General features: G+C 73.7%; 18 protein-coding genes. 13 read left to right on the top strand and 5 right to left on the bottom strand.

Going from position 1 to position 25,594, the window contains the following annotated elements:
• Positions 1-22 precede the first annotated feature (22 nt).
• Positions 23-2,026, top strand: coding sequence for an alpha/beta hydrolase family protein (locus AXF14_RS10030; protein WP_067942947.1), 2,004 nt, complete (start codon positions 23-25; stop codon positions 2,024-2,026).
• A complete protein-coding gene (locus AXF14_RS10025; RefSeq protein ID WP_084355504.1) occupies positions 2,023-4,101 on the top strand; it encodes a chloride channel protein in 2,079 nt (692 codons plus the stop codon). The genes AXF14_RS10030 and AXF14_RS10025 overlap by 4 nt, the downstream gene beginning before the upstream one ends.
• 81 nt (positions 4,102-4,182) lie before the next feature.
• Here AXF14_RS10025 and AXF14_RS10020 read toward each other — a convergent pair whose 3' ends face one another.
• On the bottom strand, positions 4,183-4,698 hold the full coding sequence (locus AXF14_RS10020; RefSeq protein ID WP_067942945.1) for a hypothetical protein: 516 nt from the start codon (positions 4,696-4,698) through the stop codon (positions 4,183-4,185).
• A 180-nt stretch (positions 4,699-4,878) separates the two neighbouring features.
• Between AXF14_RS10020 and AXF14_RS10015 the strand changes: the two genes are divergently transcribed.
• From AXF14_RS10015 to sucB, 3 genes are all read left to right on the top strand, one after another.
• Entirely contained in the window at positions 4,879-6,402 is a 1,524-nt protein-coding gene (locus tag AXF14_RS10015) for a leucyl aminopeptidase (RefSeq protein ID WP_417861959.1), read from the top strand.
• 270 nt (positions 6,403-6,672) lie between these two features.
• Positions 6,673-8,046: a dihydrolipoyl dehydrogenase gene (lpdA, locus tag AXF14_RS10010; RefSeq protein WP_067942943.1), complete on the top strand. Its 1,374-nt coding sequence runs from the start codon at positions 6,673-6,675 to the stop codon at positions 8,044-8,046.
• 31 nt (positions 8,047-8,077) lie between these two features.
• Positions 8,078-9,835, top strand: coding sequence for a 2-oxoglutarate dehydrogenase, E2 component, dihydrolipoamide succinyltransferase (gene sucB / locus AXF14_RS10005; protein WP_067942941.1), 1,758 nt, complete (start codon positions 8,078-8,080; stop codon positions 9,833-9,835).
• Positions 9,836-9,957: 122 nt separating this feature from the next.
• On the opposite strand, the gene AXF14_RS10000 is transcribed toward sucB, so the two are convergent.
• Positions 9,958-11,541, bottom strand: coding sequence for a protein kinase domain-containing protein (locus AXF14_RS10000; protein WP_236755511.1), 1,584 nt, complete (start codon positions 11,539-11,541; stop codon positions 9,958-9,960).
• Between the two features lie 193 nt (positions 11,542-11,734).
• Here AXF14_RS10000 and lipB point away from each other — a divergent pair, with 193 nt between their 5' ends.
• The 8 genes from lipB to AXF14_RS09960 all read left to right on the top strand — a co-directional run bounded on the left by lipB (position 11,735) and on the right by AXF14_RS09960 (position 20,070).
• Positions 11,735-12,427, top strand: a complete 693-nt coding sequence (lipB, locus tag AXF14_RS09995) for a lipoyl(octanoyl) transferase LipB (RefSeq protein WP_067942937.1) — start codon at positions 11,735-11,737, stop codon at positions 12,425-12,427.
• 93 nt (positions 12,428-12,520) lie between these two features.
• Positions 12,521-13,546: a lipoyl synthase gene (gene lipA, locus AXF14_RS09990; protein ID WP_067942935.1), complete on the top strand. Its 1,026-nt coding sequence runs from the start codon at positions 12,521-12,523 to the stop codon at positions 13,544-13,546.
• 112 nt (positions 13,547-13,658) lie between these two features.
• On the top strand, positions 13,659-14,381 hold the full coding sequence (locus tag AXF14_RS09985) for a DUF4191 domain-containing protein (RefSeq protein ID WP_067942933.1): 723 nt from the start codon (positions 13,659-13,661) through the stop codon (positions 14,379-14,381).
• 362 nt (positions 14,382-14,743) lie between these two features.
• Positions 14,744-16,165, top strand: a complete 1,422-nt coding sequence (glnA, locus tag AXF14_RS09980) for a type I glutamate--ammonia ligase (RefSeq protein ID WP_067942932.1) — start codon at positions 14,744-14,746, stop codon at positions 16,163-16,165.
• Between the two features lie 140 nt (positions 16,166-16,305).
• Positions 16,306-17,250: an ABC transporter substrate-binding protein gene (locus tag AXF14_RS09975; protein WP_067942930.1), complete on the top strand. Its 945-nt coding sequence runs from the start codon at positions 16,306-16,308 to the stop codon at positions 17,248-17,250.
• A 100-nt stretch (positions 17,251-17,350) separates the two neighbouring features.
• Complete coding sequence (locus tag AXF14_RS09970) at positions 17,351-18,295, top strand: ABC transporter substrate-binding protein (protein WP_084355503.1); 945 nt, start codon at positions 17,351-17,353, stop codon at positions 18,293-18,295.
• A 3-nt stretch (positions 18,296-18,298) separates the two neighbouring features.
• Positions 18,299-19,276, top strand: coding sequence for an amino acid ABC transporter permease (locus AXF14_RS09965; RefSeq protein ID WP_067942927.1), 978 nt, complete (start codon positions 18,299-18,301; stop codon positions 19,274-19,276).
• A complete protein-coding gene (locus AXF14_RS09960) occupies positions 19,273-20,070 on the top strand; it encodes an amino acid ABC transporter ATP-binding protein (RefSeq protein WP_067942925.1) in 798 nt (265 codons plus the stop codon). The genes AXF14_RS09965 and AXF14_RS09960 overlap by 4 nt, the downstream gene beginning before the upstream one ends.
• Positions 20,071-20,248: 178 nt before the next feature.
• Here the strand turns inward: AXF14_RS09960 and AXF14_RS09955 are convergent, their stop codons facing one another.
• The 3 genes from AXF14_RS09955 to AXF14_RS09945 form a co-directional block, all read right to left on the bottom strand.
• Complete coding sequence (locus AXF14_RS09955; RefSeq protein WP_067942923.1) at positions 20,249-21,109, bottom strand: class I SAM-dependent methyltransferase; 861 nt, start codon at positions 21,107-21,109, stop codon at positions 20,249-20,251.
• Positions 21,106-21,813, bottom strand: a complete 708-nt coding sequence (locus AXF14_RS09950; protein WP_067942921.1) for a histidine phosphatase family protein — start codon at positions 21,811-21,813, stop codon at positions 21,106-21,108. Before AXF14_RS09950 ends, AXF14_RS09955 begins: the two co-directional genes overlap by 4 nt.
• A gap of 63 nt (positions 21,814-21,876) precedes the next feature.
• Positions 21,877-25,557, bottom strand: coding sequence for a bifunctional [glutamine synthetase] adenylyltransferase/[glutamine synthetase]-adenylyl-L-tyrosine phosphorylase (locus AXF14_RS09945; protein WP_067942919.1), 3,681 nt, complete (start codon positions 25,555-25,557; stop codon positions 21,877-21,879).
• Between the last annotated feature and the right edge of the window lie 37 nt (positions 25,558-25,594).

Genomic DNA, 25,594 nt, shown 5'->3' with positions numbered 1-25,594 from the left:
CGACGACGTCTCAGGAGGATCCATGAGCACCACCGCCCCCTTCGGCACCTGGCCCTCGCCCATCACCCCGGGCACGATCACGACGCGCACCGTGCGCCTCTCGCAGGTCCGGGTCGACGGCGGGGACACCTACTGGGTCGAGCAGCGCGCCTCCCAGGCCGGCCGCCAGGTCCTCCTCCGGCGGGACGCCGCGGGCCAGACCGGCGAGGTCCTCCCCCTCACCCCCTCCGACGAGCTCGTCGACGCCCGCACCCGCGTCCACGAGTACGGCGGCCGCGCCTACGCCGTCGACTCCGGCGTCATCGTCGTCTCCCACGCCGGGGACGGCCGCCTCTACCGGTACGAGGTCGCCCACCGCATGCGCGGCCTCGTCCCGCTCACCATCTACGGCGACGTCCGCCACGGCGACCTCGAGATCGACACCGCCCGCGGCCTCGTCTACGCCGTCCGCGAGGACCACCGCGGCGAGGGCGAGCCGGTCAGCTCCCTCGTCGCCATCCCCCTGGACGGCTCCGCCGCCCGCGACGACGCCCCCGTGCGCACCATCGTCTCCGGCACGGACTTCGTCTCCTCCCCCACGCTCTCCCCCGACGGCGAGCACCTCGCCTGGATCACCTGGGACCACCCCTCGATGCCGTGGGACAACGCCTCCCTCCACGTCGGCGACCTCAACCCCGACGGCACCATCGGGGAGCAGACCGTCGTCGACGGCGGCCAGGGCCACTCCGTCGCCGAGCCCCGCTGGACCGAGGAGTGCGACCTCATCCACGTCTCCAACGAGACCGGCTTCTGGAACCTCTACCGCACCGAGGGCTTCCCGGCCCGCGGCACCAACCGCGCCGGCTGGACCGAGCACCTGCGCACCCGCGCCCTCCACCCCGCCGACGCCACCTTCACCTACCCGTCCTGGCAGCTCGGCCCGCACCACTTCGACGTCCTCGACAACGAGCACCTCATCGCCTCCTGGGCCCGCAACGGCGTCTGGCACCTGGGCACCGTCCGCCTGTCCAACGGCGAGCTCGAGGAGTGGAACGTCGGCTGGCAGCCCATCGGGAACGTCGCCGCCGCCTCCGGGCGCGTCGTCATGCTCGCCGGCAACGAGCTCGAGCTCCCCAGCATCATCGAGGTGCGCGCCGGCAGGGTCGAGGTCCTGCGCGGCTCCGGCGAGTTCGAGCCCGAGGCCATCGGCGTCTCGTTCCCGGACCCGGTCTCCTGGGAGACCACCGACGGGGAGACGGCGCACGGCTTCTTCTACCCGCCGGCCTCCGCCGCCTGCACCGGGCCCGACGGCGAGCTCCCGCCGCTCATCGTCAACGTCCACGGCGGCCCCACCTCGCTGAGCCTGCCCGGCTACAACCTGTCGACCCAGTACTGGACGAGCCGCGGCTTCGCCGTCCTCGACGTCAACTACCGCGGCTCCTTCGGCTACGGCACCCGCTACCGCCGCCTCCTCAACGGGCACTGGGGCGTCTCCGACCCCGACGACGTCGTCACCGGCGCCCAGAGCCTCATCGACGCCGGCAAGGTCGACCCCGGGCGCGTCGCGGTCCGCGGCGCCAGCGCCGGAGGCTTCACCGTCCTGCGCGCCCTCGAGCGCTCGGACGTGTTCAGCGCCGCGACCTCCTCCTACGGCGTCACCGACCTCGCGCAGATGGCGCGCACGACCCACAAGTTCGAGTCCCGGTACATCGAGACCCTCGTCGGGGCCGACGGGGTCGACGACCCGCTCATGGCCGAGCGCTCCCCCATCAACGCGATCAGCGACATCCACGCCCCGCTCCTCCTCCTGCAGGGCTCCGAGGACCCGATCGTCCCCGCCGACCAGGCGACCGAGCTCTACGAGGCGGTCCGGGCCCAGGGCCTCCCGGTCGCGCTCGAGGTCTTCCACGGCGAGGGGCACGGCTTCCGCATCGCCGCCAACATCCGGCGCGCCCTCGAGTCCGAGCTCTCCTTCTACCGCCAGGTCTGGGGCCTGGAGGCCGACGAGGAGGGCTACGAGCTGACCGTGGAGAACCTCGCCCGGTGACCGGCGGGGACTCAGGACGCTCCTCACGGAGCGCAGCGCCGGCGCGCCCCTGGCACGCGCCGGCGCTGCGCGCGCGTGCGCACGACGACGTCCTCGCCCTCCTGCGGCACCACCGCACCGGGCTCTTCTCCCTCGCGGTCGTCGTCGGGGTGCTCTCCGGACTGGCCTCGGTCGTCTTCCGCCTCGGGATCGACGCGTGGACCCGGGTCCTCACGGGGGCGGAGGACTACACGATCGACTACGGGCCCTCGACGGGGGTCCTGGCCTTCGCGGGCCGCTGGTTCGTCCTTCTCGCGCCGGTCCTGTCCGGTCTGCTCGTCGGGCCCCTCATGACCCGGCTCGGACGGACCCCCACCGGTCACGGCGTCGGCGGCGTCATCTGGTCCGCGCGCCGTTCCGACGGCGCCATGGCGCCCGTGCCCGCCACCGCCTCGATGATCGCCTCCGCCCTCACCATCGGGGGCGGCGGCTCCGTCGGCCCCGAGGGACCCATCGCCGAGGTCGGCGCGAGCGCGGCGACGGTCTTCGGCCGGCGCCTGGGCCTGCCGACGCGCTCGGTGCGCATGCTCGCCGCGGCCGGGACGGCGGCCGGCATCGCGGCGGCCTTCAACGCGCCGCTCGCGGGCGCCTTCTTCGCCATGGAGGTCGTCCTCCTCGACTTCTCGATGGACGCCTTCACCTTCGTCGTCCTCGCCTCGGTCTCCTCGACGGTGCTCTCGCACCACCTGCTCGGCACGACGCTGTCGGTGCAGCTCCCGTCCCTCAACCTCGCCGGCGACGCGGCGCTCGGCTGGGTCGCGGCGCTGGGCCTCCTGGGCGGGATCGTGGGCGTGGCCTTCTCGCGGCTGCGCTTCCTCGCCACGGACGCCGCCCAGGCGGTGCGGGGCCTCCTCCACCTGCCCTCCTGGGCGCTGCCGGGGGTCGGCGGTCTCGTCGTCGGGGCGATGCTCCTCGTCGTCCCCGAGACCTACGGCGAGTCCGACGCCGTCCTCAACCGGGCGCTCGACGGCCGCTACACGGTCCTCGCGCTGCTCGTCCTCACGGTCGCGAAGATCGTCGCCACCTCGGTGACGCTCGGCCTGGGCTTCACCGGCGGCGTCTTCGCCCCGTCCCTCTTCATCGGCGGGACGCTCGGCGCCCTCTTCGGCGAGCTCGCGGTCCCGGAGCACCCGGACGCCGCGGCCGTCTTCGGCGTCATCGGCATGTGCGCCGTCTTCTCCGGGTCGGCGCGCGCGCCGATCACCGGCGTCATCCTCATCATCGAGATGACCGGCCAGTACTCCCTCCTCATGCCCCTCATGCTGGCGACCGTGCTCGCCACCTTCGCCAGCCGCTTCCTCACGCGCACGACGATCTACACCGAGGAGCTGCGCCGCCGCGGCGAGGACGTCGACGACCCGGTCCGCTCCACGATCGTGGGCCGGACGACCGCCCGCGCCCTCATGGGCGAGCCGCCCGCCGTCCTCACGGCGGACATGACGCTGCGGCGGGCGGCCTCGGTCCTGCGCGCGTCCGGGAGCGCCGTCCTCCCCGTGGTCGCGGTCGAGGACCCCGCGCCCCGCGCCGCTGACGGGACCCCGTCGCTCGGGCGCCTGCTCGGGTGCGTGAGCGCGGTCGCGGTCGCCGAGGCGGGTCTCGCCGAGGACGGGCCGACCACGGTGGGCGGTCTGCCCCTCACGCACGAGCACGTCGGCGTGGGTGACGGCGCGACCACCGTCCTCGGGGCGCTCGTCGACTCCCGCGCGGACGGCCTCCCGGTCGTCGCCCCGCCGCTGGACCTGTGGGACGAGGCCTCCCGGTCCGACGGTGACGCCGCGGTCGCCTCCGCCCCCGGCCTCGACGAGTCGCCGAGCGGGGGCCCGCAGGCGCCCCCGGACGTCCTGGTCGGCTGGGTCGGGCAGGAGGAGATGGTGAGGCGGCTCTACCGCCACCAGCGCCGGGCGCTCGAGGCGGCGCAGGCGCGGACCTCCTTCGGGGCGCGCGCGCAGGCGCGGTGGCGACGCCGCAGGGCGACGGCCCCGCAGCGGCCCGCCGGACCACGGCCGCGCACGAGCAGGCGGCGGCCGCGCCGCTGAGAGGCAGGGCCTCGCACCCCGTCGACCGCACGCCCGCAGGGACCGGCACCGGTCCCGTCGGGCCGCGCCGGCGGACGACGGTCAGCGCTCGGGCCGGTGCCGCTCGTTCCAGGAGGCGCCGAGCCCGTCCATCCGCTCCGCCGCGACGACGATGCGCCTCGGGTCGCTCATCCACAGCCACCAGGCCGTGATGAGGGGGACGAGGAGCGGGAGGTAGAGGAGGGAGCGCCCGCCGCCGGCCCAGACGCAGCCCTCGAGCAGCGGGGCCGTCCCCGTGTGCGTGAGCACCGAGACGAGCACGGCCCCCGTGACGAGGGCGGTGTCACTCATCCAGCCGATCATCCGCATCCGTCGGCCGTTGTGGGCGACGCAGACGCCGAGCATGACGCTCAGCGCACCGGCGACGACGTTGATGGACTCGACGACGGTGTCGGAGGAGGGCTCGCGGACCAGGGCCACGAGGGCGGGCAGGAGGATGACCGCGCCGAGGGCGAGGAGGACGACGACGAGGACGCGGCTGAGACCGTGGGCGGGGCGCCGACGGTCCTCGACCGTGCGGACGACGATCCGGTCGTCCCCGTGCTCCGTGGGCGTCATGCGGCTCGCGCTCTCCTGGCCTGTCGTGGTCCGGTGCGCCGTCGGGCGGGAGCCCGGGCGGCCTCGCGCGCCCGGGGCGCGCGCTCCCCGGCCTACCGGGGCCGACGGCCCGTGCGCTCAGCGCGCACCAGCCGCGGCCCACTCGTCCCGGGGGCGACTCCGGACACTACCATCAGCGCCGTGACTCGAACTCCCGTACCCGCAGACATCACCCTCCTCGCGTCCGGCTCCGCGCCCGAGGCCGAGGTCCTCGTCCTCGGAGCCGCGAAGGGCCCCGTCCTCCTCGACGGGCAGAGCGGCGTCGCCGACTCCGACGCCCTCGCCGCGCTCCTGCCGTCCCTGGGCGCGAAGGGCGCGCTCGACGAGCTCATCCGCGTCCCGGCCACGGCGGTCGGGGGCGCGGACGCGCCCGTCGTCGCCGTCGTCGGCGCCGGCGCAGCCCTGGACACGGACGCGCAGCACGACGACGAGGAGGCGCTCGGCGGCACCCGCGCCGGCGTCCTCGCCCGTCTCGCCGGCCGTGCCGTCCGCGGCCTGGCCGGGACCGGCGCGGTCGTCCTCGGACTTCCCGCGGGCACCGCCGAGGAGCTCACCGCCGTGGCCGAGGGCGCCCTCACCGCCGCCTACGCCTGGTCCGGCCGCGTCCCGGCCGGCACCGCGCCGGTCGGCTCGATCACGGTCCTCACGCCGCTGGCGGGCACCGAGGAGGGCGAGGCCGCCGTCACCCGCGCCCGCGCCCTCGCCACCGCCACCGCCCTCACCCGCGACCTCGTCAACGACCCGCCGAACCTGCTCACGCCCGAGCTCCTCGCCGAGCGCGCCCGCGAGGTCGCGCAGGGGGCCGGCATCGCCTACGAGGTCCTCGACGAGAAGGCCCTCGCCGAGCAGGGCTTCGGCGGCATCGTCGGCGTCGGCCAGGGCTCGGCCCACCCGCCCCGCCTCGTGCGCGTCGAGTGGGCGCCCGAGGCCCCCGACGCGCCGAGCGTCGCCCTCATCGGCAAGGGCATCACCTTCGACTCCGGCGGCCTCTCACTCAAGCCCCCGGCCTCGATGCCCGAGATGAAGTCGGACATGGCGGGCGCCGCGACCGTCCTCGCCACGGTCCTGGCCGCGGCCCTCGAGCGAGTCCCCGTCCGCGTCACCGGCTGGCTGGCCCTCGCCGAGAACATGCCGGGGGCCGACGCCCAGCGCCCGAGCGACGTCGTCACCATGTACGGCGGCACGACCGTCGAGATCACGAACACCGACGCCGAGGGCCGCCTCGTCATGGCCGACGCCCTCGCGCGGGCCGTCGAGGAGGAGCCGGACGCCGTCCTCGACGTCGCCACGCTCACCGGCGCCCAGATCGTGGCGCTGGGCGAGCGCGTCTCCGGTGTCATGGGCACCCCCGCCCTGCGCGACCAGGTCGTCGCGAGCGCCGTCGCCGCCGGCGAGGCCTTCTGGCCCATGCCGCTGCCGCGGCACCTGCGCGCGAGCCTCGACAGCCCCTTCGCCGACTTGCGCAACGCCGCCGTTGGCAATCGCGCCGGCGGGATGCTCGTCGCCGGCCTCTTCCTGCGCGAGTTCGTCGGGAGCACGGCGTGGGCGCACCTCGACGTCGCCGGCCCGGCCTACAACGAGCACTCGCCCTGGGGCGGGACCCCCACCGGCGGCACCGGTGCGGGCGTCGCCACCCTCCTCGAGCTCATCCGGCGTCGCGCCTGAGATCGCGCGCCGGGGCGAGGACCCCGGTCCTGCGGGGCACCGGTCGCGACGAGCGCGGCCGGTGCCCCGCGGCACGCCTCGGACCGCCTGACGGTCCCGACGGGCGCCCCAGCGCTCCAGCCGGTAGCGTGAGGGCAATCACGTCCCACGGGGGACTCTGGTCCCCCTCAGCACCCCGGATCGTCACGCGACGGGCACCCGCGGGTGGAACAATGACCACCGTGCCGAACCGCCCCACGAGGGCGAAGGACATCAACGAGGAGTTATTCCGTGACAGACACCGTCTACGACATGGTCATCCTGGGCGCCGGCTCGGGTGGCTACGCCGCCGCCCTGCGTGGAGCCCAGCTCGGTCTCAAGGTCGCGCTCGTCGAGGCCGACAAGCTCGGTGGCACCTGCCTCCACCGCGGTTGCGTCCCCACGAAGGCCATCCTGCACGCCGCCGAGACCGCCGACGCCATCCGCGAGGCCGGTTCGATCGGCATCGACGCGACCCTCAACGGGATCGACATGGCCGCCGTCAACGAGTACAAGGACGGCGTCATCACCAAGATGTACAAGGGCCTCCAGGGCCTGGTCGGCTCCCGCGGGATCGACCTCATCGAGGGCTGGGGCAAGCTCGTCGCGGCCGACACCGTCGAGGTCGACGGCAAGCAGTACAAGGGCAGGAACGTCGTCCTCGCCTCCGGCTCCTTCTCCAAGACCATCGGTCAGGAGATCGACGACAAGGTCCTCACCTCCGAGGGCGCCCTCAAGCTCGATCACGTCCCCTCCTCCGCCGTCATCCTCGGCGGCGGCGTCATCGGCGTCGAGTTCGCCTCCGCCTGGGCCTCCCTCGGCTCCGCCGTCACCATCATCGAGGGCCTGCCCCACCTCGTCCCGAACGAGGACGAGGCCGTCTCCAAGATGCTCGAGCGCTCCTTCCGCAAGCGCAAGATCGCCTTCAAGACCAAGACCATGTTCAAGTCGGTCGACCGCACCGACAAGGGCGTCACGGTCCACACGGAGGACGGCAAGTCCTACGACGCCGAGGTCATGCTCATCGCCGTCGGCCGCGGCCCCGCCACGAAGGACGTCGGCTACGAGCAGGTCGGCGTCGAGATGGACCGCGGCTTCGTCCTCGCCGACGAGTTCGGCCGCACCAACGTCGACGGCGTGTGGGCCGTGGGCGACATCGTCCCCGGCGTCCAGCTCGCCCACCGCGGCTTCGCCCAGGGCATCGTCGTCGCCGAGAAGATCGCCGGTCTCGACCCGACGCCGGTTGACGACGTCAAGGTCCCCAAGGTCACCTTCTGCGAGCCGGAGATCGCCTCCGTCGGCCTGTCCGAGGCCAAGGCCGAGGAGCAGTACGGCGCCGACGCCGTCACGACCGCCGAGTTCAACGTGGCCGGCAACGCCAAGAGCCAGATCCTGGGCACCCAGGGCTTCGTCAAGTACGTCGCCCTCAAGGACGGCCCCATCGTCGGCTTCCACGCCATCGGCGCCCGCATGGGCGAGCAGGTCGGCGAGGGCCAGCTCATCGTGAACTGGGAGGCCGACGCCGACGACGTCGCCGCCCTGGTCCACGCCCACCCGACCCAGAACGAGACCCTCGGTGAGGCCGCCATGGTCCTCGCCGGCAAGCCGCTGCACAACCACGGCTGACCAGAACCAGGAAGACAGAGGGAAGACAGCAATGTCCGAGTCCATCAAGATGCCCGCACTGGGCGAGTCCGTCACCGAGGGAACCGTCTCCTCCTGGCTCAAGGCCGTGGGCGACACCGTCGAGGCCGACGAGCCGCTGCTCGAGGTCGCCACCGACAAGGTCGACACCGAGGTCCCCTCCCCGGTCTCCGGCACCGTCCTCGAGATCCTCGTCGAGGAGGACGACACCGTCGAGGTCGGCACCGTCCTCGCCATCATCGGCGACCCCTCCGAGGCCGGCTCGTCGAGCTCCTCCGCCTCCTCCGACGAGGGCTCCACCCCGCTGGAGCAGGCTGCCGACGCGCCCGAGTCCGACGGCACCCAGTTGTCCGAGGACGGCGACGCCGCAGCCGCCTCCGAGGGCTCCAACGCCACCGCGCCCGAGGCCGCCGAGTCCGCCGCGGGCTCCGGCTCCGCGACCGGCACCGAGATCAAGATGCCCGCCCTGGGCGAGTCCGTCACCGAGGGCACCGTCTCCTCCTGGCTCAAGGCCGTGGGCGACGAGGTCGAGGCCGACGAGCCGCTGCTCGAGGTCGCCACCGACAAGGTCGACACCGAGGTCCCCGCGCCCGTCTCCGGCACGCTGCTCGAGATCCGCGTCGAGGAGGACGAGACCGTCGAGGTCGGCACCGTGCTCGCCGTCATCGGCGACCCGTCGGCGCAGTCCGCCGCCCCCGCCCCCGAGGCCCCCGAGGCCGAGGAGAAGAAGGCCGAGGAGCCCGCCCCCAAGGCGGAGGCCCCGAAGGCCGAGGCACCCAAGGCCGCCGAGCCGAAGGAGGAGGCCCCCTCGGCCGCCGCCGTCGCCTCCGCCGCCTACGTCACCCCGATCGTGCGCAAGCTCGCCCGCGACAAGGGCGTCGACCTGACGACGGTCACCGGCACCGGCGTCGGCGGTCGCATCCGCAAGCAGGACGTCGAGGAGGCCGCGAAGAAGGCGGAGGCCGCCAAGGCCGCCGCCGCTCCGGCCCCCGCCGCCGCCCCGGCCGCCGCCCCCGCCTCGAAGCCCGCCTCCAAGCCGGCGGTCGACACCGAGCTGCGCGGCACGACCCAGAAGATGAGCCGCCTGCGCCAGGTCATCGCGACCCGCATGGTCGAGTCCCTCGAGACCTCGGCCCAGCTCACGACGGTCGTCGAGGTGGATGTCACCCGCATCGCCGCACTGCGCGCCCGTGCGAAGAACGAGTTCCTCGCCAAGAACGGCACGAAGCTCACCTTCCTGCCCTTCTTCGTCCAGGCCGCCACGGAGGCCCTCAAGGCCCACCCGAAGATCAACGCCTCGATCGACGGCAAGCAGGTCACCTACCACGACGTCGAGCACGTCGGCATCGCGGTCGACACGCCGCGCGGCCTCCTCGTGCCCGTCGTCAAGAACGCCGGCGACCTCAACATCCCGGGCCTGGCCAAGAAGATCAACGACCTGGCGGCCCGCACCCGTGACAACAAGGTCAACCCGGACGAGCTGTCCGGCTCGACCTTCACCATCACGAACACGGGCTCCGGCGGCGCCCTCTTCGACACGCCGATCATCAACCAGCCCGAGGTCGCGATCCTCGGCCTGGGCGCCATCCAGAAGCAGCCCCGCGTCATCAAGGACGGCGACGGCAACGAGGTCATCGCGATCCGTTCCGTCTGCTACCTCGCGCTGTCCTACGACCACCGCCTGGTCGACGGCGGCGACGCGGCCCGCTACCTCATGACGGTCAAGAAGCGCCTCGAGGAGGGCGACTTCGGCGGCGAGCTCGGTCTGTGACCCGCTAGCCGGCACCCGGCACGGCGCCTGAGCGCCGAGCCGTCCGTCAGGCAGGAGGCCCCGCACCCGATGGGTGCGGGGCCTCCTCGCGCACCTGACCGGCTCGTGGTCGCGTCCCCGGGTCAGGCGGCGGGCAGGACGTCGGCGACCCGCCACGGCCCGGGCACAAGGACGAGGAGGACGTCGCGGGCGGGCTGCGCGGGCACCCGGCGCTCCTCCCCCGAGGCGCTCGTCCGCGTCGACGCCGACTGCGAGAGCGTGACCGCGACCGCCACCGCCTCCGGCCATTCCTTCAGGGCGGCGTCCGGAGCCGCGACGGCGCGGGCCCCGGTGAGCGCCGTGCTCAGCCCGCGGACCTCCTCGCCTGCCCCCGTGAGCGCCGCGAGCAGCTCGGCGTCGGCCTGTGCGGCGGGGCCTCCCGCCACCGTCGTCGAGGCGAGCGCCACGGCGTCCCCGCCGGCGAGCGCCTCGTCGCGTAGGGCGGCGAGGGCGACGGCGGCCTCGAGCGGGTCCGTCCCGCGGAGGACCGCGTCGCGCCCGGTGGTGCCGGGCGCCGCGCCCGACGGCCGGGGCCGCGAGGCGCCCGTCGGGTCCTCACTCGCGTCGGTGCGCGCCGGTGCGGGGCTCGCCGCGGCTCGGGCGTCCTCGCCCGCGGAGCGCGGTGGTTCCGTGGCGCCCGGTTCAGTGGTGGCGTCCCCGCCGTCGTCACGGAGCTCCGCGACGAGGCTCGCGGCCCGGTCGAGACCCGGAAGACGGTCGGTCAGGGCGGCCCCCGCTCCCAGGAGGACAGTGGCCGCCAGGAGGCAGGCCAGGAAGCGCCCACCCGGCCTCCGCGACAGTCCCGCCCTACGGGGCGCCCGGCGTGGCGTCCACGGGCGGGGCCCGGCGACCCCACCGCGGCCTTCGCGGCGCGACGGCACCTGGCGCGTCGGGGCGTGGGCCGCGGCCCTCAGCGCCCCTGCCGCCAGCCGTGCGCCGTCGGGGAGCTCGATGGCCCCGGGGCGGGCGATCCCGGGGGCCCGCGCCGCCAGGGCACGGGCCGTGGGCCGCGACGCCGGGTCCTCGCTCAGGGCGTCGGCCAGGATCGGCCCGAGGCGCTCGCGCAGCGATGCCGAGCCCTCCGCGCACAGCTCGAGCAGCCGGGCCAGGCCGTAGACGTCCGAGGCCGCGGTGGGCGGGGTGCCCGCCTCGACCTCCGGGGCGGCGCAGCCGACCGTGCCGGTCTCCATGACGCCGCTCACGACGTCGACGAGGACCGCGCCGCCCTGCGTCGTCACGACGACGTTGCCGGGCGCGACGTCGCCGTGCACGAGCCCGGCTGCGTGGAGGTGCGCGAGGGCCGAGCCGAGGTCGTCGAGGAGCCGCGCCGCCTCCGACCGGGTGAGGCCGCCGCGGGCGCCCAGCACGACCGCGAGGTCGGCGCCGGCGACGAGGTCCGCGGTGACGGCGGCGCGGCCACCGGGCACCGCGATGACCTCGCGCACCCGCGCGATCCCCTCGTGGCGCAGGCCCCTGAGAGCGGCGAGGCGGCGCAGGAGCGCGGCGCCGGCGGGCCCCTCGGGGAGGTCGACGAGGCGCACGGCGACGTGCCGGTCGTCGCGGTCCAGGCCGCGGTGGACGGCCGGGCGCCCACGGCGTCCGCGTGCGAGCGGCTCGCCCACGGTGAGCCCGGCCGCCTCGAGCGCCTCCCGCGTCGCGACGTCCACGCACGTCGCGTCATCCGCGTGCTCAGCGGCCCGTCCGGGGCGGCTCGCCTGAGACCGGTCGCGGCGAGCGCCGCCTGCTCGTGTCCTCATGGCGCCATCGTCGCGAGGGCGTCGCCCGTCGCGCCACGCCCCGGCGGCCACCTGTGGAAAACCCGGCCGGGCCGCCGCGGCGCACCGGGCCTAGGGTGGGCCCGTGCAGCGCATCGACCTCGACCTCGGCACCCGCCCCGTCCCCTACGCGGAGGGCCGCGCGCTCCAGCAGGAGATCCACGACGAGGTCGTCGCCGGGCGCCGCGAGTCGACGCTCCTGCTCCTCGAGCACGAGCCCGTGTACACGGTGGGCCGCCGGGCGCACTCCTGGGAGCGCCCCGAGGGAGACTTCGTGGAGCCCGGGCACGTCCCCGTCGTCGACGTCGACCGCGGCGGCAAGACCACGTGGCACGGCCCGGGACAGCTCACGGTCTACCCGATCGTGCGCCTCGCCTCCCCCATCGACGTCATCAAGTACGTCCGCGCCCTCGAGGGCGCCGTCATGGAGGTCTGCGCCGGCTACGGGGTGGACACGATCCGGGTCGAGGACCGCTCGGGCGTGTGGGTCCCCGCCGTCCCGGACTCGCCGGAGCCGCGGCGCCGCCAGGAGCGCAAGGTCTGCGCGCTCGGTGTGCGCGTGGCGCGCGGCACGACGATGCACGGCATCGGCCTCAACGTCTGCGCGGACCTGGCGGCCTTCGGCCTGGACCGCATCATCCCGTGCGGCATCGACGACGCCGGGGTCACCTCCCTGTCGGCTGAGACGGGCCGCACGGTGCCCGTCACCGAGCCCGCCGACGCCGTCGCCGCGGCGCTCGAGGAGCACCTCGCCCCGCTCGTGGCGCAGACCACGTGACCCTTTCGCCGTCGGCTGGGTCCGAGGTCCCACCCGCGGTGCCTTCGACGATAGGCTGAGGACCGCTCATCATCGCGTCAACGGAGGAGAGCCATGACGGACACGATCGCCCCTGAGGGCCGCCGGCTGCTGCGCGTCGAGGCGCGCAACGCGGAGGTGCCGATCGAGCAGAAGCCCAAGTGGCTGCGCACCAAGGCCGTCATCTCCGAGACCTACCAGGAGGTCCGCGGGATGGTGCGCGAGAAGGGCCTCCACACCGTCTGCGCCGAGGCGAACTGCCCCAACATCTACGAGTGCTGGAACGACCGCGAGGCCTCCTTCCTCATCGGCGGCGAGCTGTGCACCCGCCGCTGCGACTTCTGCGACATCGCCACCGGCCGCCCCACCGAGTACGACGAGGACGAGCCGCGCCGCGTCGCCCAGTCCGTCAAGGAGATGGACCTGCGCTACGCCACCGTCACCGGCGTCTCCCGCGACGACCTCCCCGACGGCGGTGCCTGGCTCTACGCCGAGGTCGCCCGCCAGATCCACCAGATGCTGCCCGGCTGCGGCGTCGAGCTCCTCGTCCCGGACTTCAAGAACCGCCGCGAGTCCCTCGAGGAGGTCTTCTCCTCGCGCCCCGAGGTCTTCGCCCACAACCTCGAGACGGTGCCGCGCATCTTCCGCCGCATCCGCCCGGCCTTCTCCTACGAGAACTCGCTGTCCGTCCTCAACCAGGCCTCCGAGGCCGGCCTGCTCACCAAGTCGAACCTCATCCTGGGCATGGGCGAGACCCGTGAGGAGATCGAGGAGGCCATCAAGGACCTCGTCGCCAACCACGTCGACATCCTGACGATCACGCAGTACATGCGCCCCTCCAAGCTGCACCACCCCATCGACCGGTGGGTCAAGCCCGAGGAGTTCGTCGAGCTCGGGCGGATGGCCGAGGAGCTCGGCATCTCCGCCGTCATGTCCGGCCCGATGGTGCGCTCCTCCTACCGCTCCGGCATGCTCTGGGGTCGCGCCATGCGCGCCAAGGGCTGGGAGATCCCCGAGCAGATGCAGGACATCGCCGCCCCGAAGACGGCGCGCCAGGAGGCCTCCTCCATCCTCGCGCGCCAGGTCATCAACGCCCGGTGAGCGCCGCCAGGCGCCGCCGCGGCGGCGCCGGCCGCGCGACCCCGACGACGACGCCGCCCCTCCCGGAACCCGGTTCCGGCCCAGGGGGCGGCGTCCGCTATGGTGGGGCACCGTGAGCACAGCGACGAGCCCGAGTCCCCGGAAGCGGGGCCGCGTCGGGCAGTACTTCCAGAACCTCAAGGACTCCTACACGATCTCGCGGCGGACCTACCCGTGGATCGGGTGGGCGCTCCTCGGCGTCCTCGTCGTCATCGTCGTCCTCTCGGTCGTCCTCGCCTCCGCGACGCACCAGGCCCTGTGGTACTGGGTCCTCATGGGCGTGCTCCTCGCGGGCATGCTCGACATGATCCTGCTGTCCTGGACGGTGCGCCGCGCCTCCTACACGCAGATCGAGGGCATGCCCGGCGCCGCCAAGGCCGTCCTCGACCAGCAGGGCCGCGGCTGGTTCGTCGAGCCCGAGCCCGCCGCCGTCAACCCCAAGACCCAGGACGTCGTCTGGCGCCTCGTGGGCCGTCCCGGCATCGTCCTCGTCGCCGAGGGCCCCACCGGCCGCACCCAGCGCCTCGTCCAGGACGAGTCGAAGAAGATCAAGCGCATCCTCTCCACGGTCCCGCTGCACGTCGTGCACGTCGGCACCGGCGAGGACCAGACCCGGCTCATCGACCTCAGCAAGACGCTGCGCCGGCTCCCGACCAAGCCGACCAGGCTCACCGACGCCGAGATCGCCCAGGTCTCCAAGCGCCTCGCGTCGCTCGGCTCCAAGGGGCTGCCGATCCCCAAGGGCGTCGACCCGATGCGCGCGCGGCCCGACCGCCGCGCCATGCGCGGCCGCTGAGCCGCACCGCCGCTCCTGGCCGGACGCCGCCACGCACCGCGTGGCGGCGTCCGTCGTCCCCGGGCCGAGACGGGCCGCGGACCGGTCGGAAGGAGCGCCCGCGCGCCCGCACCCGTGACGCCGGGCCGGAGGACGGCTCCCTCGGACCTTGGTCCCGGGCGGCGTCATCGCGTCTCCCGTCTCACGTTCCGGGCCGTGAGGGGCCCCGTTCGTGAAACATCGAGGACACACTCGCGGCACCCCGGTGTCACGGCGCGCCCATACTGTCGGGGCAACCGCACAGCAACCCCTGGCTCGGCACCCGCGGGAACGACCTGGGCGTACCGGTATCCGGTGCGGAGAATCATCTGGAGGAACACCACATGTTCAAGGACGCTTCCGAGGCGCAGGCCTTCATCGAGAAGGAGGGCGTCAAGTTCGTCGACGTCCGCTTCTGCGACCTGCCCGGCATCATGCAGCACTTCACGATTCCCGCCGGCGAGCTCGACGACGCCCTCGAGAACGGCCTCATGTTCGACGGGTCCTCGATCCGCGGCTTCCAGGCCATCAACGAGTCCGACATGAAGCTCATCCCGGACGTCACCACGGCCTTCCTCGACCCGTACCGCGAGCAGAAGATCCTCATCGTCAACTTCTCGATCGTCGATCCCTTCACCGACGAGGTCTACTCCCGCGACCCGCGGTCCGTCGCCGCCAAGGCCGAGGAGTACCTCAAGTCCACCGGCATCGCCGACACCTGCTTCATCGGCGCCGAGGCGGAGTTCTACCTCTTCGACTCCGTCTCCTACGAGACCACTCCCGGCTCGACCCACTACGAGGTCGACTCCAACGAGGCCGCCTGGAACTCCGGCCGCGAGGAGGAGGGCGGCAACAAGGGCTACAAGACCCCCTTCAAGGGCGGCTACTTCCCGGTCTCCCCCAACGACCAGATGGCCGACGTCCGCGACCGCATGGTCTCCGACTGCATCGACGCGGGCCTCGCCATCGAGCGCGCCCACCACGAGGTCGGCACCGCCGGCCAGCAGGAGATCAACTACCGATTCAACTCGCTCCTCGCCGCCGGCGACGACATGATGAAGTTCAAGTACATCATCAAGAACCAGGCCTGGCAGTCCGGCAAGACCGCGACCTTCATGCCCAAGCCGATCTTCGGCGACAACGGCTCCGGCATGCACTGCCACCACTCCCTGTGGAAGGACGGCAAGCCGCTGTTCTTCGACGAGCGCGGTTACGGCCAGCTCTCCGACCTCGCCCGCTGGTACGTCGGCGGCATCCTCAAGCACGCCCCGAGCCTCCTGGCCTTCACGAACCCCTCGGTGAACTCCTTCCGCCGCCTGGTCCCGGGCTTCGAGGCCCCGGTCAACCTGGTCTACTCGGCCCGCAACCGCTCCGCCTGCATCCGCATCCCCGTCACCGGCTCCTCCCCGAAGGCCAAGCGCATCGAGTACCGCGTGCCCGACCCGTCGAGCAACCCGTACCTGTGCTTCTCCGCGGTCCTCATGGCCGGCCTGGACGGCATCCGCAACCGCATCGAGCCCCGCGAGCCCATCGACAAGGACCTCTACGAGCTCGCTCCGGAGGAGTACTTCGACATCGACAAGCTCCCCTACTCCCTCGACCAGGCGCTCGACGCCCTCGAGGCCGACCACGACTACCTCACCGAGGGCGACGTCTTCACGCCGGACCTCATCGAGACGTGGATCGAGTACAAGCGCGAGAAGGAGATCGCCCCGATGCGCCTCCGTCCGCACCCCTACGAGTTCGAGATGTACTACAACATCTGACCGGCTCACCGGCGCCCGCGCGTCGGCGATCGGACACGGGTCGGCCCCGTCCCCCTCGGAGGACGGGGCCGACCCGTATATCTATACGCAACACACGATACCTACCATGGCGTCATTCCCGTCCCCACCGAGGAGCCCTCATGCGAGTCCCCACCGCACGCCGCGCGATCGTCGTCGCCACGGGCCTGACCCTGGCGGTCGGTCTCGCCGGCTGCACCAACGCCGCCGACTGGCACGCCTCGGGCAGCGCCTCCTCGAGCTCGAGCGCAGACCAGGGCTACGACACGAGCACGGTCGAGGAGCAGGCGGACATCGCCGCGCTCCTGCCGGAGGACGCCCTGTCCGACGGCGTCCTCGACATCGGCACGTCCACGGCGTACCCACCGGGCGAGTTCCTCGACTCCGACGGGACCCCGATCGGCTACGAGGTCGATCTCACCCACGCGATCGCCCGGGTCCTGGGCGTCAAGACGACGACCCACTCGGCCGCCTTCGACTCGATCATCTCGTCGATCGGCTCGAAGTACGACCTCGGCGTCGCCGCCATGACGATCACGACCGCGCGCGAGAGCGCCGTCGACATGATCTCGTACATCAACGTCGGCTCCCAGTTCAACGTCCAGACCGGGAACCCGAAGAGCATCGACCCCTCCGACACCATGAACCTGTGCGGGCTCACGATCGGCGTCCAGACCGGCACGGGCCAGGAGACGGAGCTCGGCACGGACTCCCAGAAGTGCCAGGACGCGGGGAGGGCCGCCATCCAGGTGCGGTCCTACTCCAAGCAGTCCGAGGCGGCGACGGCGCTCGTCGGCGGCACGATCGACGCGACCTACTCGGACTCCACCGTCGCGGGCTACGCCGCCCAGCTCACCGACGGCCAGGTGGAGACCGTCGGCGAGGTCGTCGACGCCCTCCCCCAGGGCATCGCGGTCTCGAAGGACGACCCTCAGCTCACCAAGGCCGTTCAGGCCGCCGTCCAGTACCTCATGGACGAGGGGATCTGGACCGACATCCTCGCCTCGTGGGGCGTCAAGGACGCGGCGCTGACCAAGGCGGAGCTCAATCCCTCGGTCGACGGCTGATCCTCCCCGCGCGTCGCCGCCGCCACTCCCGCACCGACTGCATACTTATGCGTTATACAGATACACTTTCTCGCATCATCCCCTCCCGCTAGGAGCACCCATGAGGAACACCAGGGTCCTGCGCCGCGGCGCGGCAATGGCCTCCGCCCTCGCCCTGGCCGCCGGGCTGTCCGCCTGCACCGACGCCGCCGACTGGCACGCCTCGGGCTCGTCGACCGCGAGCACCAGCACCCAGGGCTACGACACGAGCGGCATCCAGAAGGACGACACGATCGCCGCGATGCTCTCCTCGGACGACCTCAGCGACGGCAGCCTCGACATCGGGGCCTCGACCGACTACGCCCCCGCCGAGTTCCTCAGCTCCTCGGGCAAGGCCATCGGCTACGACGTCGACCTCACGACCGCGATCGGCAAGGTCCTCGGCGTCCCCTCCACGACCCACACCGCCGAGTTCGACTCGATCATCGCGGCGATGGGCTCGAAGTACGACCTCGGCGTCTCCTCCTTCACCATCACGACGGAGCGCGAGCAGAGCGTCGACATGATCTCCTACATCAACGTCGGCTCCTCCTTCGACGTCCAGGCCGGCAACCCGAAGGGCATCGACACCTCCGACCACCTCAAGCTGTGCGGGCTGTCCGTCGGCGTCCAGGTGGGCACCTCGCAGGAGGACACGATGAAGCAGGACGCCGAGAAGTGCTCGGCGGCCGGCGAGGCGACCCTCCAGGTCCGTTCGTACAACACCCAGTCCGAGGCCTCGACGGCCCTGGCGGGCGGCACCATCGACGCGATGTACGCCGACTCGACCGTCGCCGGCTACGCCGCCGAGCAGACCGGCGGCCAGCTCGAGACGGTCGGCGAGGTCGAGGACGCCCTCCCGCAGGGCATCCTCGTCTCGAAGGACGACCCCACCCTCACCAAGGCCGTTCAGGCCGCCGTCCAGAAGCTCATGGACGACGGCACGTGGCAGAAGATCCTCGGGGCCTGGGGCATCGAGGACGGCGCCCTGGACAAGGCCGAGATCAACCCGAACGTGGAGGAGTGACCCATGAGCACCCAGCCCACGAGCGCGGGGACGTCGTCGGACGCGCCCGTCAAGCTCAACAACCCCAAGCCGGTCCCCAAGCCCGGCACCTGGATCAGCGCGGCGATCGTCGCCGTCCTGGGCGCGATGTTCGTCCACGCCCTCCTCACGAACGAGAAGTTCCACTGGGACACCGTCTGGTTCTTCTTCCGCGAGGTGCACGTGGTCCGCGCCGTCGGCATCACCCTCGTCCTCACGTTCCTCGCGATGCTCATCGGCATCATCCTGGCGGTGACGACGGCGGTCATGCGCCAGTCCTCGAACCCCGTGCTCCGGTGGGTGGCCCTGGCCTACCTCTGGTTCTTCCGCGGCACCCCGATCTACACCCAGCTGGTCTTCTGGGGCGCGCTCTCCGCCCTCTACCAGCACCTCAGCCTCGGCGTGCCCTTCGGCCCCGAGATGCTCACCTTCGAGACGAAGACGGTCTTCAGCCCCTTCATCGCGGCCGTCCTCGGACTCGGCATCAACGAGGGCGCCTACCTCTCCGAGATCGTCCGCTCCGGCCTGGCGAGCGTCGACCCCGGACAGTCCGAGGCCGCCGGCGCGCTCGGCATGTCCAAGGGCAAGATCCTGCGCCGGATCGTCCTGCCGCAGGCCATGCGCGTCATCGTGCCCCCGACGGGCAACGAGACGATCTCCATGCTCAAGACGACCTCGCTGGTCCTGGCCGTGCCCTACACGCTGGACCTCACCTTCGTCACCAACTCCTACGCGTCGAGCACGTACCAGACGATCCCGCTGCTCATCGTCGCGGCCCTGTGGTACATCATCATCACCTCGATCCTCATGGTCGGTCAGCACTACATCGAGCGCTACTACGGGCGCGGCTTCGACGGCCGGTCCGCCTCGACCGGCTCGAAGCGCGGTCTGTCCGCCAGGCAGCAGGCCATCCTCGACGCCCGCACCACGACCGACGATCCCTTCCTGGAGGTCACCCCATGAGCACCACGAACGGCACGACGACGCCGAAGGTCCAGGTCAGCGGCCTGCACAAGTTCTTCGGGGACCTCCACGTCCTCAAGGGCATCGACATGACGGTCCCCTCCGGCTCCGTCACCGTCCTCATCGGCCCCTCGGGCTCCGGCAAGTCGACCCTCCTGCGCTGCATCAACGAGCTCGAGTCGATCGACGCCGGCCGCGTCCACGTCGACGGCGACCTCATCGGCATGCGCGAGGTGACGAGGCCCGACGGCAGCGTCGAGCTGCACGCCCTGTCGGACAAGGCGCGCGCCGCCCAGCGCGCCCGCATCGGCATGGTCTTCCAGCGCTTCAACCTCTTCCCCCACATGACCGCCCTCCAGAACGTCATGGAGGCCCCGGTCCAGGTCAAGGGCGTGAGCAGGGCCGAGGCCAGCAAGCGAGGCGTCGAGCTGCTCGAGCGCGTGGGCCTGGCCGACCGTCTCGACCACTACCCCTCGCAGCTCTCCGGCGGCCAGCAGCAGCGCGTCGCCATCGCTCGAGCCCTCGCGATGGACCCTGAGCTCATGCTCTTCGACGAGCCGACGAGCGCCCTCGACCCCGAGCTCGTCGGCGAGGTCCTCCAGGTCATGAAGGACCTGGCGGCCTCCGGCATGACGATGGTCGTCGTCACCCACGAGATGGGCTTCGCCCGCGAGGTCGGCGACCAGCTCGTCTTCATGGACGGCGGCGTCATCTGCGAGGCCGGCGCCCCGGTCGAGGTCCTCGACCACCCGACCCAGGAGCGAACGAGGGCCTTCCTGTCCTCCGTCCTCTGACGGAGGCCCTGGTCGGGGGCTCCCCGCCCCGTCCCGACGCCGCTCCCCCAGGCGGCGCGGTCCGGCCCGGTGCACCGCGCGGTGCGCCGGGTCGCGTCGTGCTCGGACCGGGACCGGGCGCGTGCCGGATCCGTTCAGGACCGGCGACCGGGCGGGCCGGGACCCGACCGACCGGGCTTCAGGCGCGCACGGCCTCGACGAGGAGCGTCTGCGCGTCCAGGAGGACCGTCTCCCCGAGGATCCTCGCGAGGCCGGTCTCGAGCTCGGCGCGGACGGCGGGCTGGGCGACGCGGTACTGGGAGGTCGTGCCGAGGAGCTCGATGTAGGTCGGGGTCGGCAGCTCCCAGGTCCACTCGGCGACCTCGCGGCGCGACTCGCGGAGCAGCCCGGCCCCGGGGCCCTCGACGACGACGCCGGTGGTCCACGCGGAGCCGTCCGGCTCGCGGCGCTCGACGTCGGGGGTCATGGGGCGCTCCAGACCGGCGTTGACGCGCTCGAAGAGGTCGGCCACGGCGTCGACGTCGTGGCGGGCGGGGGCGAGGTGCCAGCCGTTCCAGAGCATCGCGACGACGCCCGTCGGCGCGAGCAGGCCGTGGAGGCGGCGCCACCGCGTGGCGGGGTCGGTCCAGTGGAGCGACTGGGCGAGGACGATGAGGTCCGCGCCGCCGTCGACCGCGGGGTCGAGGTCCTCGAGGGCTGACTCGCGCGGGGCGACGCGCGCGCTGACGCCGGCGTGCTCGGCGTTGGCGCGCAGCCGCTCGAGCATGGCGGCGCTGGGGTCGACGGCGAGGACCTCGAGGCCGGCTGCGGCGAGGGGGAGCGTCGCGCGCCCGGTGCCGGCGCCGACGTCGACGGCGCGGAGCGGGCGCTCCCCCGTCCCCGGCCCCGCCGCGGTGCGGACGTCCTCGATGAGGAGGCTCCAGAGCTCGGCCGGGTAGCCGGGGCGGAGACGGTCGTAGTCCTCGGCCCCCTCCTGGAAGGAGGCGGCTCGGCGGTCCCGGTCGCCGCGGTCGCCGGTGCCGCTCTGGGCGGCGCTCACGCGGGCTGCTCGGTCGGGTCCGCGGGCTCGGGGGCCTCGGGCTGCTCGGTCGGGGAGGCCGTCCAGGCGCCCTCGCACCAGTCGAGGAGCCGCCAGCCGGCCTCGGGATCGCCCTCGACGACGGTGATCGCCGTATTCGTCATGGGGTGCTCGGCGATCCAGGTGGGGTCCGCGCCGCCGGCACGGGCGGCGGCGAGCGCGGTCCACAGGCGCAGGACGGTGCCGTGGGCGACGAGGAGGGCGCTCCCGCCGGGTCCCTGGGACTCGAGCGTGGCAGCGGCGATCTCGTCGACGACGCCGTCGAAGCGGGCGAAGGTCTGGGCGCCGTCCTCGGGAGACCCCGGCAGACGGCAGGCGGTGCGGCCCACCATCCAGGACCGGGTGGTGTCCGCGTAGACGGCGACGGAGCCGGCGTCGGTGTTCATCTCGAGGTCCCCGGCGACGACCTCGCGCAGGCCGGAGCGGATCGTGGCGGTGATCCCGGTGGCGGCCTCGATGGGCGCGATGGTCTGGCGGGCGCGGAGGATCGGGGAGACCCACAGCGAGGACAGGCCCTCGAGGTGGCCCGCGGCGGCGAGGCGCTCGGGCAGCGTCCCGGCCTGGGCGAGACCGGTCTCGTCGAGGGGGTTGCCGGGGAACGCGGTGTCGAGCGCTCCCATGACGTTGGCGATGGTGCGGCCGTGGCGGACGAGGAGGAGCATCACGCCCCCCATCCTGCCAGGGAGGACCGTCACCGCGTGGACTCCGTCCCCTCAGCGGGCGGGCGCTCAGGACCAGGGGAAGGGGCCGGTCCCCCCTCCGCGCCGCGGACCGCGGCGCTGCTCGGCCCTAGTGGGCCGCCGGGCGCCCGCGGCGCGCTCGGGGCGCGGCGCGCCGCTCTGCGCGCCGTCGGTCCGGGGCTGCTCGGGGCGTCCGGGCGCGGACGTCGCGGTCCCGGTGGAGGGTGAGGTCCGGGTCGCGGAACCTCGCGCGCCGTCGGTGCGGCCCGAGGGCGCCCCACGGCGCTCCCCGGGCGCTGCGCGCTGGTCCCCGCGGGCACGGGCTGCGGCGGCGTCGTCCTCGTCGTGGAGGGCGTCTCCGAAGACGACCCGCTCGACGACCGTGCGCGCGTGGCGGGCTGAGCGGCGGTAGTCCTCGACGACCTCGCGCTCGTGCCCGGGCTCCTGCCCGAGGAGGCGCCCGACGAGGCGCAGGTCGCGCGTGTCGGAGGGCAGGACGTCGACCTTGGCGCCGGCGTCGCGCCCGGTGCCGATGACGTTGGCGGCGCGGACCCGTGAGGCGAGGCGCCACGCACCGATGAGGTCCTCGCCCTCGTCGACGGCGAGGAGGCCGGCGTCGACGGCGGCCGCGAGGGCCTCCGTCGTCGAGGTGGTGCGCAGGCCGGGCTCCTCGGCGGCGTGGGCGAGCTGGAGGACCTGAGCGGTCCACTCGACGTCGGAGAGCCCGCCGGGACCGAGCTTGAGGTGGCGCGAGGGGTTGGTGCCGCGAGGGAGGCGCTCGGCCTCCATCCGGGCCTTGAGGCGGCGGATCTCTCGCAGGCCCGCCGCGTCGAGCCCGTCCTCGGACCAGCGCAGGGGCGCGACGAGCTCCTCGAAGCGGGTGCCGAGGGCGGCCGAGCCGGCGCAGGCGCGGGCGCGCAGGAGGGCCTGCCGCTCCCACACGGAGGCCCAGCGCTGGTAGTACTCGGCGTAGGAGCTCAGCGACCGGCTCATCGGGCCCTGGCGGCCCTCGGGGCGCAGGTCGGCGTCGACCTCGAGGGGGTGCGGCCGGGCGCCGGCCATGAGGCGGACGGTCCAGCGGGCGACGGCGTCGGCCTCGGTGGCGGCGGTCTCCTCGTCAACGCCGGAGCGGGCCTCGTGGACGAAGAGGACGTCGGCGTCGGAGGCGTAGGTGATCTCGCGCCCGCCGAGGCGTCCCATGGCGATGACGGCGTGCTCGGCGAGGGCCGCGGGCCAGGTGCCGTCCTGGGCCGGTCCCCCGGACACGGCGTCGGCGCCGTCGCGCAGGGCGACCGTGAGACCGGTGGCCACCGACAGGACGCCGGCGAGGACGGCGTCGGTGGCGTCCGTGAGCACGTGGGCGGCGCGGGCGGGGTCGACGCCGTCGAGGGAGTCGGCGAGGGCAGCGCGGACGAGCTCGCGGGTGCGCACGCCCATGAGGGCGCGGACGGCCTCGGCGGCCTGCTTCTCCAGGCCCGCGGCGTCGGACGCGGTGAAGGAGCGTCGGCGCAGGGTGGAGCGGACCTCCTCGGCGAGGGCGCCGTCGGGCCGCGGCGCGAGGTCGTCGGCGTCGTCGAGCCAGGCGATGGACTCGGGCCGCTCGGCCAGGCGCTCGGTGGTCCACCGGGCGCCGGAGAGGACCTGGCACAGGCGGCGGGCGGCGGCCGGCGAGTCGCGCAGGAGCGCGAGGTACCAGTGGGAGGAGCCGATGGACTCCGAGAGCAGCCGGAAGGCGAGGAGGCCCTGGTCGGGGTCCGGGCCCTCTCCGATCCAGCCGATGATGACGGGGAGGAGCTGGCGCTGGATAGCGGCGCGGCGGGTGACGCCCTCGGTGAGGGCCTGGATGTGGCGCAGGGCCCCATCGGGGTCGAGGTAGCCGATGGCGGTGAGGCGCTCGCGCGCGGCGCGTGGGCTCAGCGACATCTCGGCGTCGGACAGGCCCGCCGCGACAGAGAGCAGGGGCCGGTAGTAGATGGCCTCGTGGAGGGCGCGGACCTGGCGGCGCAGGGCGCGGAAGACGGTGAGGAGCGCCTCGGGGTCGGCGAGGGAGCGCCGCTCAATGCCGCGGCCGATGCGGCGCAGGTCCTCGGGACGTGCGGGCAGCTCGTGGGTGCGGCGCAGGCGGTGGAGCTGGGAGCGGTGCTCGAGGAGGCGCAGGGCCTTGTAGCAGTCGCCGAGGGCGGCGGCGTCGGCGCGGGAGACGTAGCCGCCGGCGGACAGGGCGTCGAGCGCCCCGAGGGTGGGGCGCACGTGGAGGGACTCGTCCGCGCGGCCGTGGACGAGCTGGAGGAGCTGGACGGTGAACTCGACGTCCCGCAGGCCGCCGGGGCCGAGCTTGATGCGCATGTCCTCCTGGCCCTTGCGCTCGGACTCGCGCTCGACGCGGCGGCGCATGGCGCGGGCGTCGTCGACGAAGTTCTCGCGGCCCGAGGCCGCCCAGATGAAGGGCGCGACGGAGGCCTCGTAGGCGGCCCCGAGCTCGGCGTCGCCGGCGGCGGCGCGGGCCTTGAGGAGGGCCTGGAACTCCCAGGAGGAGGCCCAGCGCTCGTAGTAGGCGACGTGGGAGGCGAGGGTGCGCACGAGGGCGCCGTCCTTGCCCTCCGGGCGAAGGGCGGTGTCCAGCGGCCACAGCGGCGGCTCCTCGCCGGTGGCGGAGGTGGCGCGAGCGAGCTCGGTGGCGATGGCCGTCCCGGTCGCGACGAGGGCTGCCTCGTCCTCAGGGGCGGCGGTCGGGTCCCCGGCGGGGCCGACGACGTGGACGACGTCGACGTCAGAGATGTAGTTGAGCTCGCGGGCGCCCGTCTTGCCCATGGCGATGACGGTGAGGGCGACGTCCTCGGCCTCGGGGCCGACGGCGGCGCGGGCGATGAGGAGAGCGGACTCGAGGGAGGCGTCGGCGAGCTCGGCCATGTCCTGCCCGACGACGGGGAGGTGCGCGACCGGCTCCTCAGCGCGCAGGTCGTCCGCGACGATGGCGAGGAGGCGGTCGCGGTAGGCGACGCGCATGGCGGAGGTGGCGGCGGTGACGCGCTCCTCAGGCACGGGGCCGTCGGCTCCGGCGTCGGCGCCCGCGTCCTGCCCCGTGCCGGTCCCGGCGAGCGCGTCGCGGACGGCGCCGGTGAGGGTCTCGAGGGCGCTCGGTCGGTCGGGGGCGCGGAAGGCCTGGTCGGGAGCGAGGGCCGCGAGGTGGCGGGGGTGGGCGACGAGGAAGTCGCCCAGCGCGCTGGAGGAGCCGAGGACGGCGAGGAGCCGGGCGCGGTGCTCGGCGGTGTCGGAGGCCTCCGCGGCGCGAGGGGTACCGGCGTCGGCCTCCGCACCGGGCCCGTCGTGGGTGGGGAGCGCGACGAGCCCCTCGAGAAGACGGCGCAGCAGGGCCTCGGCCTCGCAGCCGGCGCAGGCTTCGGCGAGGCGAACGAGGGCGAGGAGGGCGAGATCGGGGTCAGCGGTCCGCCCGACCTCGGTGACGAGCGCCTCCTGGGCGGGGCCGAGGACGAGGGAGGACAGTCCGCTGCGTCCCAGGGGCCCTCCGGGCGACGTCGGGTCCGTGGGGTCCTCCCCGGCCGGGGCGGTGCCCGGCGCGTCGGGCAGGAGGGCCGTGAGCGCCGGGTCGGTGAGGCAGCCGGCGGCCCGGCTCAGCTCGTCGAAGCCGGCGCGGATGAGGCGGGCGCGGGGCGTCTCGCGCCGCGGCCCTCCCAGGACCGGTCCCGTCGCCCCGCTGCGCTCCGCCATCGCCGTCCTCCTGCTCGCCTCGTCGTGGGCCGGGCCG

Origin of the sequence: Actinomyces radicidentis, from assembly GCF_001553565.1 — a bacterium.
Taxonomy (GTDB): Bacteria; Actinomycetota; Actinomycetes; order Actinomycetales; family Actinomycetaceae; genus Actinomyces; species Actinomyces radicidentis.
Note: the sequence above shows the minus strand (reverse complement) of the source record. Positions and strands in the feature narration are given on the sequence as shown.

What these genes read in the sequence shown, in the direction of transcription:
- AXF14_RS10030 (WP_067942947.1), top strand. Translation starts at nt 23, where the DNA reads ATGAGCACCACCGCCCCCTTCGGCACCTGGCCCTCGCCCATCACCCCG.
- AXF14_RS10020 (WP_067942945.1), bottom strand. Translation starts at nt 4,698, where the DNA reads ATGACGCCCACGGAGCACGGGGACGACCGGATCGTCGTCCGCACGGTC.
- sucB (WP_067942941.1), top strand. Translation starts at nt 8,078, where the DNA reads ATGTCCGAGTCCATCAAGATGCCCGCACTGGGCGAGTCCGTCACCGAG.
- lipA (WP_067942935.1), top strand. Translation starts at nt 12,521, where the DNA reads ATGACGGACACGATCGCCCCTGAGGGCCGCCGGCTGCTGCGCGTCGAG.
- glnA (WP_067942932.1), top strand. Translation starts at nt 14,744, where the DNA reads ATGTTCAAGGACGCTTCCGAGGCGCAGGCCTTCATCGAGAAGGAGGGC.
- AXF14_RS09975 (WP_067942930.1), top strand. Translation starts at nt 16,306, where the DNA reads ATGCGAGTCCCCACCGCACGCCGCGCGATCGTCGTCGCCACGGGCCTG.
- AXF14_RS09970 (WP_084355503.1), top strand. Translation starts at nt 17,351, where the DNA reads ATGAGGAACACCAGGGTCCTGCGCCGCGGCGCGGCAATGGCCTCCGCC.
- AXF14_RS09965 (WP_067942927.1), top strand. Translation starts at nt 18,299, where the DNA reads ATGAGCACCCAGCCCACGAGCGCGGGGACGTCGTCGGACGCGCCCGTC.
- AXF14_RS09960 (WP_067942925.1), top strand. Translation starts at nt 19,273, where the DNA reads ATGAGCACCACGAACGGCACGACGACGCCGAAGGTCCAGGTCAGCGGC.
- AXF14_RS09945 (WP_067942919.1), bottom strand. Translation starts at nt 25,557, where the DNA reads ATGGCGGAGCGCAGCGGGGCGACGGGACCGGTCCTGGGAGGGCCGCGG.